The following is a 17,117-nucleotide window of genomic DNA, read 5'->3' on the forward strand; positions in this document are numbered from 1 at the left end:
GGGGATGCGGGCGGGGGCGGGTAAGCATAAACGGATGGGCGCGGCCGGATCGCCGCCCGCAATCTCGACCGCGAACCGCATCCGCCAGCCACGCCCGCGGTCCACCAATCGGACTACTTGTGTCGGAAATGTGAAGATGTGACGCGGTTATCTTGACGTTTTGCCATAATCTCGTCGCGTCTGTTTACATTGGGTGGCTATTATGTGAACGGCTCGAAAACGATAGTCGCAGCACTTAGGTCTCTATATAAGGAGGAAGGATGGCACCAGCGTCATGCTGAAATTCATCGCCAAGCGCCTCGCCAATTACGTCGTCATGCTGTTTGTGGCGGTGTCTTTTACCTACTTCATGGCGTCCGCCTTCATGCATCCGCGCTCGAACTACGAAGCGCGCACCCCCCGCCCGCCTCAGGACTCCATCGAGCGCACGCTTGATCTGGCGAATGTGAACGACCACACGCCGGTCCTCGAGCGCTACTGGAACTGGCTCACCGCCATCGTCACCCGCTGGGATTGGGGCAAGTCCCCGACGCTGGAGTCGGTGAACGGCGCGATCGCCCCGCGAATCCTCGCCTCCACCGAGCTGGTGACCCTGTCCACCGTGCTGTCCATCGTGCTCGGCGTGGCCCTCGGCATCTACACCGCCCAGCGCCAGTACAAGTGGCAGGACCGCGTGTTCACCATCACCGGCACGTTCTTCATGGTCATCCCGTCCGCCGTGCTCGCGCTGCTCATCGTGCTCATGGCCATCGCCGTGAACGACACCGCCGGCTTCCGCCTGTTCTACGTGACCGGCCTGTCCAGTTACACGGGCGACAACTGGGGTCTGAGAATAACCGACTTCCTGCAGCACATCATCCTGCCGACCATCTCGCTGACCCTGCTCGGCATGGTGGGCTACCACCTGACCCAGCGCACCTACCTGCTCGACGAGCTGCACGCCGACTACGTGCGCACCGCCCGCATGAAGGGCCTCACCCGCCGTCAGGCCGTGCGCCGCCACGCCCTGCGCGCCTCCCTGATCCCGACCGCCGTGAACGTGGCCTTCTCCATTGCCTCCGTGTTCACCGGCGCCGTCATCACCGAGTCGATCTTCGCGATCAACGGTCTGGGCCGCTACTTCATCACCGCCATCAACAACAATGACATCAACGCCTCGGTCGCCATCGCCGCGTTCGGCGGCGTGTGCACCCTGACCGGCGCGCTGCTGGCCGATATCTTCTCGGCGTGGCTCGATCCGCGCATCAAGATGAGCTGACGCAGGGGGAGAGAAACCAACCATGACTGAAGCAACCGCATCATCCGTCAAAGCCGGCAAGGCCGAGTCCAAGGACGGCAAGAAGAAGGAAGTCAAGCACCTGAGCTACGGCGCGCTCATCGCCCGCCGCTTCTTCCGCCAGCCGTCCGCCGTCGTGGGCGTCGTGATTCTGGCCGTCCTCATCTTCTTCGCCCTCTTCGGCTCCTACGTGGGCCAGTGGGGCTACGACGAGCCCGACTTCATGGCCCTCGCCGCCCCGCCCAGCTCCTCGCACTGGCTGGGCACCGACCCGGGCGGCTCCGACCTGTACGCCCTCGTGGTGCACGGCCTCGGCAAGTCCCTGCTCATCGGCGTGATCACCTCCGTGGCCACCATGGCCATCGCGTCCATCTACGGCACAGCCATCGCCTTCTTCGGCGGCTGGGTGGAGCGCGTGGGCATGTGGATCCTCGACTGCCTGCTCGTGATCCCGTCCTTCCTGCTCATCGCCATGCTCGTGCGCGCCGCGAACGCCAAGGCCGGCTGGATCTGGCTGGTCGTCGGCCTGACCGCCTTCGGCTGGGTGGGCTACGCGCGAATCATCCGCACCATGACCCTGTCCCTGCGCGAGCGCGACTACATCAAGGCCGCCCGCTTCATGGGCGTCGGCTCGTTCAAGATCATCCTGCGCCACCTCGTGCCGAACCTGGCGTCCATGATCATCATCAACACCGTGCTCGGCGTGGTCGGCGCGGTCAACTCCGAGACCGCCCTGTCGTTCCTGAGCGTCGGCATCAAGCCGCCGGACACCTCGCTCGGCGCCATCCTGCAGACCGGCCAGTCCACCATCCAGACCGCGCCGTGGATTCTGCTGGTGCCGTCCGTCGCGCTGATCCTGCTCACGTTCAGCATGCAGCTCATCGGCGACGGCCTGCGCGATGCCCTTGATCCGAACTCCGCAGCCGGTGGAAAGGTTGGTGCGTGACGATGTTCCGCAAAACGAAGAAGGCCGCAAGCCCGCTTGCGGACATCATGAAGGCCGGCAACGGCGAGATCCTGCGCGACGACATCCTGAGCTACGAGCTCCTCGAGGGCAACGGCCCCAAGGGCGCGCCCAAGGGCGACCCGATCATGCAGGTGCGCGACCTGCACGTCTCGTTCGCCACCGAGGCCGGCGTGTGCCGTGCCGTGCGCGGCGTGAACTTCGACCTGTGGCGCGGCCGCACCCTCGGCATCGTGGGCGAGTCCGGCTCCGGCAAGTCCGTGACGGCGCTGAGCCTGATCGGCCTGCTCGACGACAACGCCAAGGTCACCGGCTCCATCAAGATGAACGGCGTCGAGCTCGTGGGCAAGACCGACGAGGAGATGAGCGTCATCCGCGGCGAGCACATCGCCATGGTCTTCCAGGACCCGCTGTCCGCCCTGACCCCGATGTTCACCATCGGCGACCAGATCGCCGAGGGCCTGATCACCCATCACCCGGACATGTCGAAGCAGGCGATCCACGACCGTTGCGTCGAGCTGCTCGACCTCGTGGGCATCCCGCAGCCGGAGGAGCGCCTCAACAGCTTCCCGCACCAGTTCTCCGGCGGCATGCGCCAGCGCGTGATGATCGCCATCGCCATCGCGAACAACCCGGACGTGATCATCGCCGACGAGCCGACCACGGCCCTCGACGTGACCATCCAGGCGCAGATCCTCGACGTGCTCGCCAAGGCGCAGAAGGAGACCGGCGCGGCCGTCGTGCTCATCACGCACGATCTGGGCGTGGTGGCCGGCGCCGCCGACGACATCCTCGTCATGTACGCGGGCCGCCCGGTGGAGCGCGCCAGCATCGACGACATCTTCGCCAAGCCGTCCATGCCGTACACCATGGGCCTGCTGGGCGCCGTGCCGAAGCCGCATGTGGCCGCCTCCCAGCGCCTCGTGCCGATTCAGGGCAACCCGCCGTCGCTGGTCGACATCCCCGCCGGCTGCCCGTTCTCCCCGCGCTGCCCGCTCGCCACCCCGGAGTGCTCGCAGTCCGAGCCGAACCTCGAGGTCGTGGACGCGGCCAACGGCCATCTGGCCTCCTGCCGCCGCCTCGACGAGATCGTCTCCAAGCACATGAAGTACACGGACGTGTTCCCCGTGCCGGACCTGCTGCCCGCCGAATGGGCCGAGGTGCCGCGCGACCAGCGCCCGGTCACCCTCGAGGTGGAGCACCTCGTCAAGACGTTCCCGCTCACCGGCGGCGGCATGTTCCGCCGCACGATCGGCCGCGTGGCCGCCGTGGACGACGTGACGTTCAAGATCCGCCAGGGCGAGACGCTGGCCCTCGTGGGCGAGTCCGGCTCCGGCAAGTCCACCACGCTCATGGAGATCATGAACCTCATGAAGCCGGAGGACGGCAAGATCGTCGTGCTCGGCCACGACCTCGCCTCGATCAAGGGCCGCGCCGAGCGCAAGGCGCTGCGCAAGGACCTGCAGATCATCTTCCAGGACCCGATGAGTTCCCTCGACCCGCGCATGACCATCTACGACGTGCTGGCCGAGCCGCTCAAGGTGCACAAGTGGAGCAAGGAGCGCATCAACGAGCGCATCGGCGAGCTCATGGAGCTCGTGGGCCTCAACCCGGACTACGTGGACCGCTTCCCGTCCCAGTTCTCCGGCGGCCAGCGCCAGCGCATCTCCATCGCCCGCGCTCTGGCCACGGACCCGAAGGTGCTGCTGCTCGACGAGCCGATCGCCTCGCTGGACGTGTCGATCCAGGCCGGCGTGATCAACCTGCTCGAGGACCTGCAGGCCAAGCTCAAGATCTCGTACCTGTTCGTCGCGCACGATCTGGCGGTCATCCGCCATATCTCCGACCGCGTGGCCGTGATGTACCTCGGCCAGGTGGTGGAGCTCGGCGAGACTGAGGACGTGTTCACCCACCCGCGTCATCCGTACACCCAGGCGCTGCTGAGCGCCATCCCGGTGCCGGATCCGGTGGTGGAGCGCACCCGCAGCCGCATCATCCTCAAGGGCGACCTGCCCAGCCCGGCCGAAAAGCACCCGGGCTGCCGCTTCGCCTCCCGCTGCCCCGTGAAGCTCACGCTCACGCCCGAGCAGCAGAAGGTGTGCGAGGGCACCCGCCCGACGCTGCGCGCCGACTCCAAGAACCCGTCCGAGTTCGCGTGCCACTTCCCGCTGGACGTGACCGCCGACTCCAATCCGTTCTAAGCGTCAGAACCGTCGCGGCACGGCGTCAAGGCTCCCCGAAAGGGGAGCCTTTTTCATTGCGCCGAACATGGCGGGCGGCATTGCGTGGTTTGCCGCGCCGGACTCGCGCGGGGGAGGGGAGCGTTCCGCGTTCCGCTATGCGGACAGAAGTGCGAATAGTGGCATTCCCTTAGAAAACACTGGGGTTTCTCCGCAAGGACGCCCTGCGGTTCACCGTCCCGTAACATACGGCTGACGATCCCATCCCATACTCCGAGACACATCCGCGGACGCGGGCGGCCGCATCGCCATACGATCGTCGCTTCTCTCCGCGGCCCGGCAGAGAAAGGAACTCCCATGGGATTCAAGTCACAGGCCACCAAGGCCATGGCGCTCGTCGCGTCCATGGCGGCCGTCGTGGCCCTCGCCGCGTGCGGCGGCAACGGCGGCAACACCGCCACGTCCGGCACCGCCGTCACCGAGGAGCCGCAGGCGGGCGTCGAGTCGAACTACACCGGCACCTTCCCGAAGCCCGCGCAGGGCAAGGCCTACAACAACCCGACCGACCGCGACAAGGTCAAGGACGGCGGCACGCTGACGCTGGGCATCGGCGAGATCGGCCCCGACTGGAACATGCAGTCCGTCAACGGCAACTCCGTGGACATGTCCGACCTGTGGGCGTTCTACATGCCGCAGCTGTACACGTACTCCGCCGACGGCGGCACCGTGGAGCCCAACACCGACTACCTGACCAAGGTCGAGCAAACCAGCGACAGCCCGGAGACCATCGTCTACACGCTCAACGACAAGGCCACGTGGAACGACGGCACGCCGATCGACTACACCGCCTTCGTGGCGACGTGGAAGGCCATGAACGGCGAGGACTCCAACTACACGCCGGCCTCCACCGACGGCTACCGCGACATCGCCTCCGTGGAGCGCGGCTCCACCGACAAGGAGGTCAAGGTCACCTTCAAGACGCCGTTCTACCCGTACCAGACGCTGTTCGCCAAGCTCCTGCCCCCGCAGTCCGCCAGCGCCGACACGTTTGTCAACGGCTGGCAGAAGAACCCGCACTCCGAATGGGGCGCCGGCCCGTACAAGGTCGAGTCCTTCTCCGACACCGAGGTCGTGTTCACCCCGAACGAGAAGTGGTGGGGCAACAAGGCCAAGCTCGACAAGGTCACGTTCCGCCAGATGGAGGACTCCGCCGAGATCAACGCCTTCAAGAACGGCGAGATCGACGCCGCGCTCGTCGGCACCGCGGACAAGCTCAAGACCGTGAAGTCCATGGACAACGTGCAGATCCGCCGCGCCTACGGCACCTCGGTCTCCACCTACACCATCAACACCAAGAACGTGCCGGACGTCAACGTGCGCAAGGCCCTCGTGCAGGCCATCGACCGCGCGTCCCTCGCCTCCATCGGCTACGCCGGCACCGAGTGGACCCCGGACGCGCTGCCCGGCTCCGTGCTGATCCCGACCTTCCAGAAGGGCTATGAGGACAACATGCCCGCGGACGCCGCCTTCTCCGCCGACAACGCGAAGAAGACCCTCGAGGCCGCCGGCTACACGCTCGGCTCCGACGGCTACTACGCCAAGGACGGCCAGACGCTCGACCTCAAGTACACCACCTTCTCCGACAGCGCCACCACCAAGGCCGTGACCAACGCCATCATCAAGATGGGCAAGGACGCGGGCATCAAGATCGAGGGCGACATCAAGGCGTCCGCCGACTTCTCCACCACGCTGTCCTCCGGCGACTTCCAGATCCTCGGCCTCGGCTGGGGCTCTTCCGACCCGTTCAACTACGTGTACGGCTGCCAGATCTACTGCTCCACCTCCGAGTCCAACTACTCGTTCACCGGCAACGACGACGTCGACTCCAAGATGCAGTCCATCACCGGCACCGAGGACGGCGCCGAGGCGCTGAAGAACTTCAACGAGGCCGAGAAGGAGGCCCAGAAGCTCTACGCGCAGATCCCGTACTCCGCGCCGCCCATCACCATGGCGGTCAAGAAGGGGCTGGCGAACTTCGGCCCCGCCGGCTACGCCACCAGCTCCTACGGCATCCCGCTGTTCCACACCGAGGACATCGGCTGGACGGCGTGACGTCGGAACCGGTCCGTCCCCGCGGCGGTTTCCGCGGTGGTTTCCGCGGTGGTTTCCACAGCGGTCTTCCGCGGTGGTCTTGCAAGGAAACCGTGAAGATGTCCACATAATGGGCGTTACGGGCGCATTCCACGACTCTGTGGGATGCGCCCGTTTTCCGTGTCATTCCAACGAATGAGGGCCCCTTATACCACATCAAGCTGAAATATACAAGACACATAACTTGGTGTATGCTCACGGTTCTAGTTGCAAGATGTGAAATGGAGAGCACGGCGTGCGCAACTCATGCCGTGCGAAGAGAGGAATGCAACACTCATGAAGTTTGCATCTATGCGTAAGGCGACGGCCCTGCTCGCTTCCGTGGCGGCGCTCGTCTCCCTCGCCGCGTGCGGTGGCAACGGCAACACCAACGCCGCCGTGAAGAACGACACGACGACCGCCGAGCCGTCCGAGGGCACCCCGATCAACCAGGACTCCTACCCGATGCCTGATCCGACCTCGGCCTACAACAACCCGAAGGATCGCTCCGCCCTGAAGCAGGGCGGCACCCTGACCTTGGCCATCACCGAGATCGGCCCCGACTTCAACGCCCTGTCCGTCAACGGCAACACCTCCTACATGTCCGGCATCTGGAAGTTCTACATGCCGTCCATCTGGGACTACTCCGTGGACGGCTCCAAGGCCGAGCCGAACACCAACTACGTGACCAAGGTCGAGGAGACCTCCACCGACCCGGAGACCATCAAGTTCACCATCAACGACAAGGCCTCCTGGAACGACGGCACCCCGATCACCTGGAAGGACTTCTACGCGACGTGGAAGGTCTCCAACGGCGAGTCCGACAAGTTCACCCCGGCCATCACCACCGGCTACGACTCCATCGACTCCGTGAAGGCCGGCGCCAACGACAAGGAAGTTGTCGTCACCTTCAAGAACAAGTTCTACCCGTACCAGTCCGTCTTCCAGCAGCTGTACCCGTCCATGGCGTACGACGAGAGCAACCTGGACAAGACCGCCGACACCTATACCAACGGCTGGTCCAAGAACCCGCACGCCGATGAGTGGGGCGCCGGCCCGTACACCATCCAGTCCTTCGACGACACCCAGATCACCTTCGTGCCGAACCCGAAGTGGTGGGGCGACAAGCCGCTGCTGGACTCCGTCCAGTACAAGCAGATGGAGCCCTCCGCCTCCATCAACGCCTTCAAGAACGGTGAGATCGACGGCTCCGGCGTCGGCACCGCCGATCGTCTGGCCACCGCCAAGACCGTCGAGGGCGCCTACCTGCGTCGCTCCTACGACACCGGCGTGTCCACGCTGACCATCAACGCCAAGTCCGCCAACACCTCCGACGTGAACCTGCGCAAGGCGTTCGTCCAGGCCGTGGACCGCTCCCAGCTCGCCGCCATCGACTACAACGGCATGGATTGGACCGAGAAGGTTCCGGGCTCCGTGATCCTGCCGCAGTTCCAGGCCGGCTATGAGGACAACATGCCCGCCGACTCCGCCTTCTCCACCGACAACGCGAAGAAGACCCTCGAGGCCGCCGGCTACACCATGGGCTCCGATGGCTACTACACCAAGGATGGCAAGACCGCCGGCTTCACCTACACCACCTTCTCCGACGCCGCCCAGACCAAGGCGAAGGCCCAGGCCATCCAGAAGATGGCCAAGGACGCCGGCATCAAGATCGACATCGACATCAAGGCGAGCTCCGAGTTCTCCAAGACCGTCGGCTCCGGCAACTGGGACATGATCGGCCTTGGCTGGTCCGCCTCCGATCCGTTCGTCTACTCCTCCAGCTCCTACCAGCTGTACGGCTCCGACTCCGAGTCCAACTACGGCTTCGTCGGTTCCTCCGAGGTCGACGACATCCTGAAGAAGGTCGTGCAGACCGAGGACTCCACCGAGGCCATCAAGATGTTCAACGAGGCCGAGAAGAAGTACATGGAGAACTACGCCCAGATCCCGTTCGAGAACGGCTACATGATGTTCGCGTGCAAGAAGGGCCTCGCCAACTACGGCCCCGCCGGCTACGCGTCCAACCTGACCATGGGCATCCCGAACCACACCGAGAACATCGGCTGGGAGAAGTGAGCCTAGCGGCTTGACCTCCTGACCACCGGTTTCGGTCGGTTTGCCGGCAACGGCCCCGCGGATTGATTTCCGCGGGGCCGTTGCTTTAATGTTGCTTTATGCGCGCGTGAAAAACCACATAAAAACCACATAAAAACCACATAAAAACGGGGTCTTCCCTTCCATCGCGGGAAGGGAAGACCCCGTTTTGCGTGCGTAAGGGCGGGTCGCCGATTACCGGGTCGGGCTCAGCGGCAGATGCGGGAGATCGGCTCCCACGGCTCAAGCTCGACGGGCTCGGTCTCGAGCGCCTTCAGGGTGTCCGCGTCCAGATACTCCTTGCGGATGATGATCTCCTGCACGAAGCGGTCGAACCACTCGCCGGACGCCACGTAGTAGCCGTCCACGCCGTTCTCCTTGCCCCAGGAGTTCTCCACCTTCCAGCGGTCGGGCTCGCCGGCCCCGTCGAGGTTCACGCCGGTGAGGGTCATGGCGTGGTTCGACGGGCTGTCCTGGTATTCGAGGCCCTGCGCCTTGTCGAACGTGAACTCGGTGCCGAACAACTCGTCCACGCGCACGGTGGCCTTGTCGAAGATGCCGGCCTTGCGCAGCGAGAACTGCATGCAGTCGCAGGCGAACCAGATCGGATGGCCGGCGCTGAGCTGGTCCACGGCGGCCTTGCGGAACACGTCGAGCGGCACGTTGACGAACTCCATCGAGCCGGCCTCGGCCACATTGCCCTCCCACTTGAGGGCGTAGCGGCGGTAGTACGGGCGGTTCGCGAGCGGGGCGTTCGTCAGGGAGACGAAGTCGTCCAGATCCTGGCCCACGTACTTGGCGTAGAACTCCTGCGGGGTGATGCCGTGCTCCACGATCTGCCTGCGCGCGTCGATGCCGGAGTGCGCCGCGTCCTTCTTGTCGGAGTCCTTGGCCGCGTCCGTGTCCTTCTTGTCGTCGTCGCCGTCCTTGACGCGCAGCAGCACGTCGAACGCGGCCGGCGGCTCGCCCAGCGCGATCGCGCAGATGCGGTAGACCGTGCCCATCATCTCGGTCTTCATGGCGCGCAGCTCGTCCTCGGACTTGCCGGCCTTGTGGGCGTCGCGCAGCTCGGCGGCGAACTCGCGCACCTTGGTGGTCAGGTACTGCTCGAACGCGCCGGAATCCTTGGAGTTCGCGCTCTCCGGGTAGGCGTCCTTGGGAACGAGGCCGTACTTCTTCACGAGGTTGACGAACATCTGCCACCAGCCGCCGTCACCCACCGGGTAGCCGTTGACCTCCTGGAACAGGCGGCTGTCGGTCGGCTCGTCGAGGGTCTTGAGGATGTTCTCGAGGTAGTGGTTGGCCTTCTCGATCTTGTCGTAGAAGAACAGGTAGGTCTCGGAGAACTCGAAGTCCTCGAGGTTCCACTTGTGCATGAGCTCGTAGCGCAGGGTGTTCAGCGAGGCGAACATCCAGCAGCGGCCGGAGTGGCGCTGGTTGGTGATCGAACCCTGCTTGAGCTCCACGGAGAACGTGCGGGGCAGCGCGCGCACGCCGCGGTAGGCGGTGGCGGCCTCGAGGATGCCGTTGGAGACGGACGCGTTGGCGGCGACCAGATTGGCGCGGTCCGCGTTGAACGCCTCGGAGTACTGCTTGAGCTGCTCCGGCGTGATGGCCAGGGCTTCAGGCTGGGCCTGAGACATGGGGTTGCTTCCTTTCTTGGCAATGCCTGTGGTTGCGGGCCGTCGTGGCCCATTCCTCGAAGGAGTCTACCCGCCGCGCGTGAACTGCGTGGCGCGCGCACGCCGCGGCCCCGGGGACGCCGTTCGCAACGCCGTTCGCAACGCCGGGTGGACCGCATCCCGCATTGTTCATTTTGGGCGGCTACCATTTCTCAGGCATGCGGCGCCGCCCTGATTCATGGCGGCGCCGGTCCGACGACGTCTGGAGAGGATACGCGCATGACCGAGCAAGGCACATCCGGGGCGTTCCGTGTGGGAGCGGACGGCACGACCGAGGAACTGTTCTCCTATGAGGAGGCGATCCGCCAGTTCGTGTACATCGAGCTGCCGTTCGACGGCGACGACGACGGGCGCAACGACCTGATCCGCGCGGACATCATCCGCCCGCGCGAGCTGGACGGCGTGGCGAAGGTGCCGGTGATCATGGACCCGAGCCCGTACTACGAGCGCCTCGACCGCCACAACGACCAGAAGAAGTACCTGCATCCGGACGACAAGTGGGACAGCCCGCTGACCGTCTTCCCGTTCTTCTACGACAACTACTTCGTGCCGCGCGGCTACGCGGTCGTCATGCCGGACACCTCCGGCACCGCGCTGTCCGACGGGTTCTGCGACATCGGCGGCCGGCGCGACATCGCCTCGTGCAACGCCGTGGTCGACTGGGTGAACGGCCGGGCCAAGGCGTACTGGACGCGCGACGACCGCAGCGAGGCCAACCGCGCGTATGCCGACTGGTGCACGGGTGCCGTGGCCGCGATCGGCAAGTCGTACGACGGCTCGCTCGCCAACGGCATGGCCGCCACCGGCGTCGAGGGTTTGAAGACCATCGTGCCGATCTCCGCCATATCCAGCCAGTACGACTGGTACCATCCGTTCGGCTGCCTGCTCGACGGCGATGACGCGGATGGCGGCTGGTACGAGCCGTACAACTTCGCCGAATACCTCCAGTCCACCGCGCACGGCAAGCTGCAGCGCTTCACCACCGCGCCCGACGGCTACAAGGCGCTCAAGGACGGCTCGGACAAGGAGCGCCGCTCCTACAACGAGCCGTTCTGGGGCGAGCGCAACTACCGGGCGCACGCGGGCGAATTCAAGGCCAGCGTGTTCCTGGTCCACGGCGTCAACGACCTCAACGTGATGATGAACCAGGTGGACCGCTACTGGGCGGCGCTCGGCGAGGCGGGCGTGCCGCGCAAGATCTGGCTGCACCAGTACGGCCACGACGACCCGTTCGACGTGCGCCACGACGCGTGGGTGAGGACGCTCAACCGCTGGTTCGACTACTGGCTGCTCGGCGTGGACAACGGGATCATGGACGAGCCGGTCGCCTCCGTGGAAGGGTCCGACGGCGTGTGGCGCGACTACGCGAGCTGGCCCGTGCCCGGGGCGGCCGACCATGTGTGGGGCGTGTCCGGCGAGGGCGTGCTGGCCGAGGGCGCCTCCGATGCCGAGGGCGGAGACGCTTCCGGTTCCGGGGACGAAGGTTCCGCCGCCGTCGCGCACTTCGCCGCGGGCCGCATCAAGGAGCTCACCCCGCTCGCCCAAGCCTTCAATCCGCACGAGGACCGCCTGCTCTACGTGAGCGCGCCGCTCGCCGCCGACGCGCACGTCTCCGGCACCCCGCGCGTGCGCCTCAGGGTCCGGGCCACCGCGCCGGACACCAACCTCACCGTGCAGCTCATCGAATACGGCGAGGGCAACTACGTGCAGGTCAACCCCGACCTGCACGCGATCGTGGAGCTCAAGGAGACGCGCACCTGCGGCCAGTCGTCGCCGGACGACAAGCCGACCTACCCGGTGTGCGTGCCGCGGCGCTCGACCGAGGTGCAGCACGTGGTCACGCGCGGCTGGATCGCCACCGCGCACGCGGCCGGCTTCGACGCGTACGCGCCCACGCCCGTGGGGGAGTGGTTCGACGTGGAGATCCCCATGCTCGCCACCGACTGGACCGTGCGCGCCGGGCACCGGATCGCCCTGCAGATCGCGAACAACACGACCCGCCTCGCCAAGGTGCCCGAGTCCGGCTTCGACGTGGACCTCGGCGCGCTGCGGCTCGTCCTGCCGGTCGCACGGTAGGGTTGTTCGTATGACCATCACCATCGCCACTTCCAACCTCAACGGCATCCGCGCGGCCAAGCGCAAGGGCATCGACGCGTGGGCGCGCGACAACGCGCCCGACGTGTGGTGCATGCAGGAGGTCCGCGCCCCGCAGGTCGAACTCGACCCGATCCTCGACGGCTTCGCGCGCGACTACGTGGACGCGGGCAGGCTCTCCGATACGTCCGGGCTCGCCCGCATGAACGAGGTGTGCCGCGTCAAGGGCCGCGCCGGCGTGGGGCTCGTCACGGACCTCGAGGTGACCGACCGCCGCTTCGGGCTGCCGGGGCTCACGGAGGACGTGGACTCCGGCCGCTGGATCGAGACCGACGTGGTCACGCCGCAGGGCTACACCATCACCGTCGCGTGCGTGTACGTGCACGCCGGCATGGCGGAGGACGAGACCAAGATGGCGCAGAAGTTCCGCTTCCTCGACGCCATGGGCCCGCGGCTCGAACAGCTGCGCGACGAGGCGGCCCGCGGCGGCAGGCAGGCGGTGCTGTGCGGCGACTTCAACATCGCCCACACCCCGCTGGACATCAAGAACGCCAAGGGCAACGTGAAGCACGCCGGCTTCCTGCCCGCCGAGCGCGCCTACGTGGACCGGTGGATCGACGACTACGAGTTCGTGGACGTGCTGCGCGACCTGGCCGGCGAGATGCAGGGACCGTACACGTGGTGGAGCCAGCGCGGCCGCGCCTTCGACAACAACGTCGGCTGGCGCATCGACTACCAGTTCGCCACCCCGGAGCTCGCCGAAACGGCCCGCGGCTTCGTGATCGACAAGGCGCCGAGCTACGACGCCCGCTGGTCCGACCACGCGCCCCTGACCGTCACCTACGACGTGTGACGCGGCGTCCGCGCGTCCCGCGGGCCATTTTGGGCCGCGCGGGACGCACAATCGCCGCTTTGCGAATGTGCGCGTGCTAGGCTGTGGTGGAGTTGCAACCAGCACCGAAACGGTACGACAGTACGAAACGAGGAACCCATGGGACTGTTTGGATTCGGCAAGAAGAAGCATCGGGACGAGGACGTCGCCGAGCCGGCCAAGGACGAGGAGACCAAGGCCGAGGCCGCCGAGGAGACCGAGGACGAGGCAGCCGAGGCCGCCAAGGACGGTGACGCCAAGGAGAACGGCGGCGTGTTCGGCGCCCGCGGCGAGGACAACGGCCCGTGGGACCTGGACGACGAGAACATCCCCGACTACGACGAGTACCTCGACATCGGCTCCCTGCTGCTGCCGATGATCCCCATGCAGTTCGACAACGCCGGCCTGCGCCTCAAGGCCGACCGCGCCACGAACGCGGTGGTCGGCGCCGTGATCACCGTGGGCAACTCCAGCCTTGAGCTCGAGGCCTACGCCGCCCCCAAGACCATGGGCCTGTGGGACGACGTGCGCGCCGACCTGCTCGACGCCAACCAGGAGGCCGTCGAGGTGGACGGCACGTTCGGCAAGGAGCTGCACCTGCCCGTGCACCTGAAGGGCGGCACCGTGATGACCCGCATCGTGGGCGTGGACGGCCCGCGCTGGATGCTGCGCGGCATCTTCGCCGGCAAGGCCGCCGAGGACGGCAACGACCAGCGCGAGGCGCTCGACGAGTACTTCACCCGCATCGTGGTGGCTCGCGGCGAGGAGCCGCTCGCCCCGCGCGACATGATCCCCATGCACGCGCCCATCACCCCGGCCCAGCGCCGCGCGATGGAGGCCGCCGAGGAAGCCGGGGACGACGCCGGCAAGGCCGCCGAGATCCCGGGCAAGCCGAAGGGCCCGCTCAGCTCCGACCACGAGACCGAGGTGAAGACCACCCTGTCCCGCGGCCCGATGTTCTCCGAAGTCCGTTGATCGACGGCCCGTTGAAGGAACCGCGCGCATCAAGGAAGCGCACCGGCCTCGCCGCGCTCGCGGACGCCGAGGGGGAGGACGAGTTCTCCGTCATCGAGGCGATCGGCGGCCTGCGCGGCGTGGTCGAGTCGATGCTGCCCGGGCTCGTGTTCGTGGTGATGTTCATCGTCACCTCGAACCTGCAGCTCACGGTCATCGTCTCCGCGGCGCTCGCCGGCGTGCAGGTGCTCGCGCGTCTGGCGCAGCGGCAGTCGATCGTCGGCGCGCTGAGCGGCCTCGTCGCCGTGGCCATCTGCCTCGTGTGGGCGTGGAAGAGCCACGAGGCGCGCAACTACTACACGTTCGGGTTCATCAGCAACGCCGTGTACTTCGTGCTGCTGTCCGTCTCCATGCTGGCGCGCGTGCCCGGCATCGGGCTCATGGTGGAATTCCTGCGCACCCTGCCCACGGAACGCCTCGGCGCGTGGCTGGCCGACTGGCGCGGGGACAGGGCGCTCCTCAAGGCGTACATGATCGTCACCGGCCTGTGGACCGCGCTGTTCGCGCTGCGCCTCGCCGTGCAGGTGCCGCTGTACCTCACCAACAACGTGGCGGCGCTCGGCATCGCGCGCCTGATCATGGGCATCCCGTTCTGGGCGCTCGCGATCTGGGTGTCCTACCTCATCATCGCCACGCCGCTCGCGCGCCACAAGCGGGCCGGCGAGCGCACGGAAGACGAGCACACGGAAGAACAGGCCGGCGAGCAGGCCGCGTAATCTCCCGCCGGCACTCCCAAGCCGCACAACGAAAGGAACGCATTCCATGGACGCCCAAGTCCGCATCGAACGGTACGCCGATCAGGGCCGCTGCGTGGCGCACATCGACGGGCGCGTGGTGTTCGTCCGCTTCGCGCTGCCCGGCGAGCTGGTGCGCATCACGCTGGACGAGCCGCACGACCGCGACGACCGCTTCTGGACCGGCGAGGTGGCCGAGGTGGTCGAGCCGAGCCCCGACCGCGTGGATCCCGCATGGCCGCTGGCCGGCCCGCTCGCCATGGGCGGCGGCGTGGGCGGCGCCGACTTGGTGCACGTCTCGCTCGAAGGCCAGCTGAAATGGAAGGCCGCGACGATCGGCGAGCAGCTGCGCCGGCTCGGGCACGTGGACCCGGAGTCGGTCGGCGGCGTGACCGTGGAGCGCATGTCCGGCGACGAGGAGCTGGGCGGCCTCAACTGGCGCACGCGCATCGAACTCATCGCCGACGAGGACGGCTACGCCTCCATGCGCCGCCGCGGCTCGCACACCCGCGTGCGCCTCGACGGCATGCCGCTCGCCACCAAGCGCCTGCTGGAGATCGCCGAACGCGAGCACGTGTGGGACGGCGGCTTCACGCCGGGCGCGCAGATCCGCCTCGTCGCGCCCGAACCGCGCGGGGACGCGGCGACGGGGCGGGACGGCAACTTCGCGGTGCTCGTCGGCGGCGAGATCGCGGCCGGCTCGGCGGACGTGGAGGAGCGCATGAGCGTGGACGGCCACGACTTCCGCTACGAGGTGGCGTCCTCCGGCTTCTGGCAGATCCACCGCGAGGCCCCCATGCGCCTGCCCGCCTACGTGATGTCTCTGGTGCGCGCATCGCTCGACGGCGCCGAATCCGCCGTGCTGTGGGACCTGTACTCCGGTTCCGGCCTGTTCTCGCTGCCCATGGCCGCGCTCGCCGCGCCGCGCACGCGCATGCTCACCGTGGAGGGCGCGCCCGAGGCCGTGCACCACGCCCGCCGCAACCTGCGCGCCGCCGGATTCGACGCCGTGGACGCCCGCTGCGGCGACGTGCACGCCACGCTGCAGCATGTGCCGCACGATCTGGAAAGCCCTGACGTGGTGGTGCTCGACCCGCCGCGCGCCGGCGCCCGCGCCAAGGTGTGCCGCCGCGTCGCCGCCGCGAATCCCGCCGCCGTGGTCTACGTGGCCTGCGACCCGACGAGCCTCGCGCGAGACACCGCCACGTTCGTCTCGCTCGGCTACGGGCTTGCCTCGGTGCGCGCCTTCGACATCTATCCCATGACCCACCACGTCGAGACGGTCGCGCTGTTCCGCCGGACCCGGGCCTGACGCCGGTTCGGCCTGATACGCCGTCCCGGTTACAATCACATGCCATGACGATGACTGGAAGGACCCGCACCCGCCTGATGGCCGCGCTCGCCTGCGCGGCGGCGCTCACGACCCTCGCCTCCGGCTGCGTGCCGCGCGGCGTGGCGGTCGGCGACACCCAGGCCACCGAACCGGCCATCCAGCACGACGGCGTGGACGTGTCCGACGCGATCATCATCTACATCGGCTCGCAGGACTCCTCCGCGGACAAGCCGATCGTGGACGCGCTGCAGCGCGCCGGCCTCGACACGGCGTACATGTCCATGGAGGGCGTGGACGAATCCGCGGGCAACCGCGCGATCATCGACGCGACGAACCGCAACCTGTCCGCCGTGATGGTCGGCCCCAACGACGTGAACCAGTGGGCGGACGGCCTCAGGGTCGCGCGCGAGGCCGGCTACCCGGTCATCCTCGTGGACCCCACCGCGCCCGTCACCATCGACGAGACCCTGTACGCCGCGATCTTCCACGTGACCGACGACGCCTCCGCCGCCACCATCTTCGACGCGTCCATCCTGGTCATCGACGACCACGCGCACGACAAGACCATCGACGTGCGGCTGTCCTGAGCTGACTGGCCACGGGCCACGGGCCGTCCCGGGCTGAAATACGGGCCGAAACCGACGCCCCGGCGGGGGTTTGGCGCTTACAATCGCGGATTTCGTCGTTTTCGGCCCGCAATGCCGCGCACGATGCCGCGTCCGCGCGCGTGGACCGGGGAGGG

General features: G+C 67.1%; 12 protein-coding genes. 11 read left to right on the plus strand and 1 reads right to left on the minus strand.

The features are described 5' to 3' along the window. Nucleotides 1-274: 274 nt before the first annotated feature. The 5 genes from DSM100685_RS07875 (at nt 275) to DSM100685_RS07895 (ending at nt 8,629) form a co-directional block, all read left to right on the plus strand. Entirely contained in the window at nt 275-1,258 is a 984-nt protein-coding gene (locus tag DSM100685_RS07875; protein ID WP_152350804.1) for an ABC transporter permease, read from the plus strand. 22 nt (nt 1,259-1,280) lie between these two features. Continuing rightward, nucleotides 1,281-2,222 (plus strand): ABC transporter permease, encoded by a 942-nt coding sequence (locus tag DSM100685_RS07880; protein WP_152350805.1) that lies wholly within the window; start codon nt 1,281-1,283, stop codon nt 2,220-2,222. Nucleotides 2,223-2,269: 47 nt separating this feature from the next. Then, a complete protein-coding gene (locus DSM100685_RS07885) occupies nt 2,270-4,441 on the plus strand; it encodes an ABC transporter ATP-binding protein (protein WP_152350842.1) in 2,172 nt (723 codons plus the stop codon). Nucleotides 4,442-4,777: 336 nt separating this feature from the next. Next, on the plus strand, nt 4,778-6,532 hold the full coding sequence (locus DSM100685_RS07890; protein WP_152350806.1) for an ABC transporter family substrate-binding protein: 1,755 nt from the start codon (nt 4,778-4,780) through the stop codon (nt 6,530-6,532). A gap of 315 nt (nt 6,533-6,847) precedes the next feature. Then, nucleotides 6,848-8,629, plus strand: a complete 1,782-nt coding sequence (locus DSM100685_RS07895) for an ABC transporter family substrate-binding protein (RefSeq protein ID WP_152350807.1) — start codon at nt 6,848-6,850, stop codon at nt 8,627-8,629. Nucleotides 8,630-8,856: 227 nt separating this feature from the next. Here the strand turns inward: DSM100685_RS07895 and DSM100685_RS07900 are convergent, their stop codons facing one another. Then, the gene (locus DSM100685_RS07900; protein WP_152350808.1) at nt 8,857-10,290 is read right to left on the minus strand and encodes a C1 family peptidase; all 1,434 of its coding nucleotides are present in this window, start codon (nt 10,288-10,290) and stop codon (nt 8,857-8,859) included. A gap of 258 nt (nt 10,291-10,548) precedes the next feature. Between DSM100685_RS07900 and DSM100685_RS07905 the strand changes: the two genes are divergently transcribed. The 6 genes from DSM100685_RS07905 to DSM100685_RS07930 all read left to right on the plus strand — a co-directional run bounded on the left by DSM100685_RS07905 (nt 10,549) and on the right by DSM100685_RS07930 (nt 16,962). Then, entirely contained in the window at nt 10,549-12,405 is a 1,857-nt protein-coding gene (locus tag DSM100685_RS07905; protein WP_152350809.1) for a CocE/NonD family hydrolase, read from the plus strand. Nucleotides 12,406-12,415: 10 nt separating this feature from the next. Next, a complete protein-coding gene (locus tag DSM100685_RS07910) occupies nt 12,416-13,276 on the plus strand; it encodes an exodeoxyribonuclease III (RefSeq protein ID WP_152350810.1) in 861 nt (286 codons plus the stop codon). A 138-nt stretch (nt 13,277-13,414) separates the two neighbouring features. Next, nucleotides 13,415-14,269: a DUF3710 domain-containing protein gene (locus tag DSM100685_RS07915; protein WP_152350811.1), complete on the plus strand. Its 855-nt coding sequence runs from the start codon at nt 13,415-13,417 to the stop codon at nt 14,267-14,269. 11 nt (nt 14,270-14,280) lie between these two features. Then, complete coding sequence (locus tag DSM100685_RS07920; RefSeq protein ID WP_152350812.1) at nt 14,281-15,024, plus strand: DUF3159 domain-containing protein; 744 nt, start codon at nt 14,281-14,283, stop codon at nt 15,022-15,024. 46 nt (nt 15,025-15,070) lie between these two features. Next, a complete protein-coding gene (locus DSM100685_RS07925) occupies nt 15,071-16,354 on the plus strand; it encodes a class I SAM-dependent RNA methyltransferase (protein WP_152350813.1) in 1,284 nt (427 codons plus the stop codon). A gap of 44 nt (nt 16,355-16,398) precedes the next feature. Then, a complete protein-coding gene (locus DSM100685_RS07930; RefSeq protein WP_152350814.1) occupies nt 16,399-16,962 on the plus strand; it encodes a hypothetical protein in 564 nt (187 codons plus the stop codon). Nucleotides 16,963-17,117: the final 155 nt, after the last annotated feature.

Source organism: Bifidobacterium avesanii, from assembly GCF_009299475.1.
GTDB lineage: Bacteria > Actinomycetota > Actinomycetes > Actinomycetales > Bifidobacteriaceae > Bifidobacterium > Bifidobacterium avesanii.

Coding starts and splice junctions, on each gene's coding strand:
- DSM100685_RS07875 (WP_152350804.1), top strand. CDS start 275: ATGCTGAAATTCATCGCCAAGCGCCTCGCCAATTACGTCGTCATGCTG.
- DSM100685_RS07880 (WP_152350805.1), top strand. CDS start 1,281: ATGACTGAAGCAACCGCATCATCCGTCAAAGCCGGCAAGGCCGAGTCC.
- DSM100685_RS07885 (WP_152350842.1), top strand. CDS start 2,270: ATGAAGGCCGGCAACGGCGAGATCCTGCGCGACGACATCCTGAGCTAC.
- DSM100685_RS07890 (WP_152350806.1), top strand. CDS start 4,778: ATGGGATTCAAGTCACAGGCCACCAAGGCCATGGCGCTCGTCGCGTCC.
- DSM100685_RS07895 (WP_152350807.1), top strand. CDS start 6,848: ATGAAGTTTGCATCTATGCGTAAGGCGACGGCCCTGCTCGCTTCCGTG.
- DSM100685_RS07900 (WP_152350808.1), bottom strand. CDS start 10,290: ATGTCTCAGGCCCAGCCTGAAGCCCTGGCCATCACGCCGGAGCAGCTC.
- DSM100685_RS07905 (WP_152350809.1), top strand. CDS start 10,549: ATGACCGAGCAAGGCACATCCGGGGCGTTCCGTGTGGGAGCGGACGGC.
- DSM100685_RS07910 (WP_152350810.1), top strand. CDS start 12,416: ATGACCATCACCATCGCCACTTCCAACCTCAACGGCATCCGCGCGGCC.
- DSM100685_RS07915 (WP_152350811.1), top strand. CDS start 13,415: ATGGGACTGTTTGGATTCGGCAAGAAGAAGCATCGGGACGAGGACGTC.
- DSM100685_RS07925 (WP_152350813.1), top strand. CDS start 15,071: ATGGACGCCCAAGTCCGCATCGAACGGTACGCCGATCAGGGCCGCTGC.
- DSM100685_RS07930 (WP_152350814.1), top strand. CDS start 16,399: ATGACGATGACTGGAAGGACCCGCACCCGCCTGATGGCCGCGCTCGCC.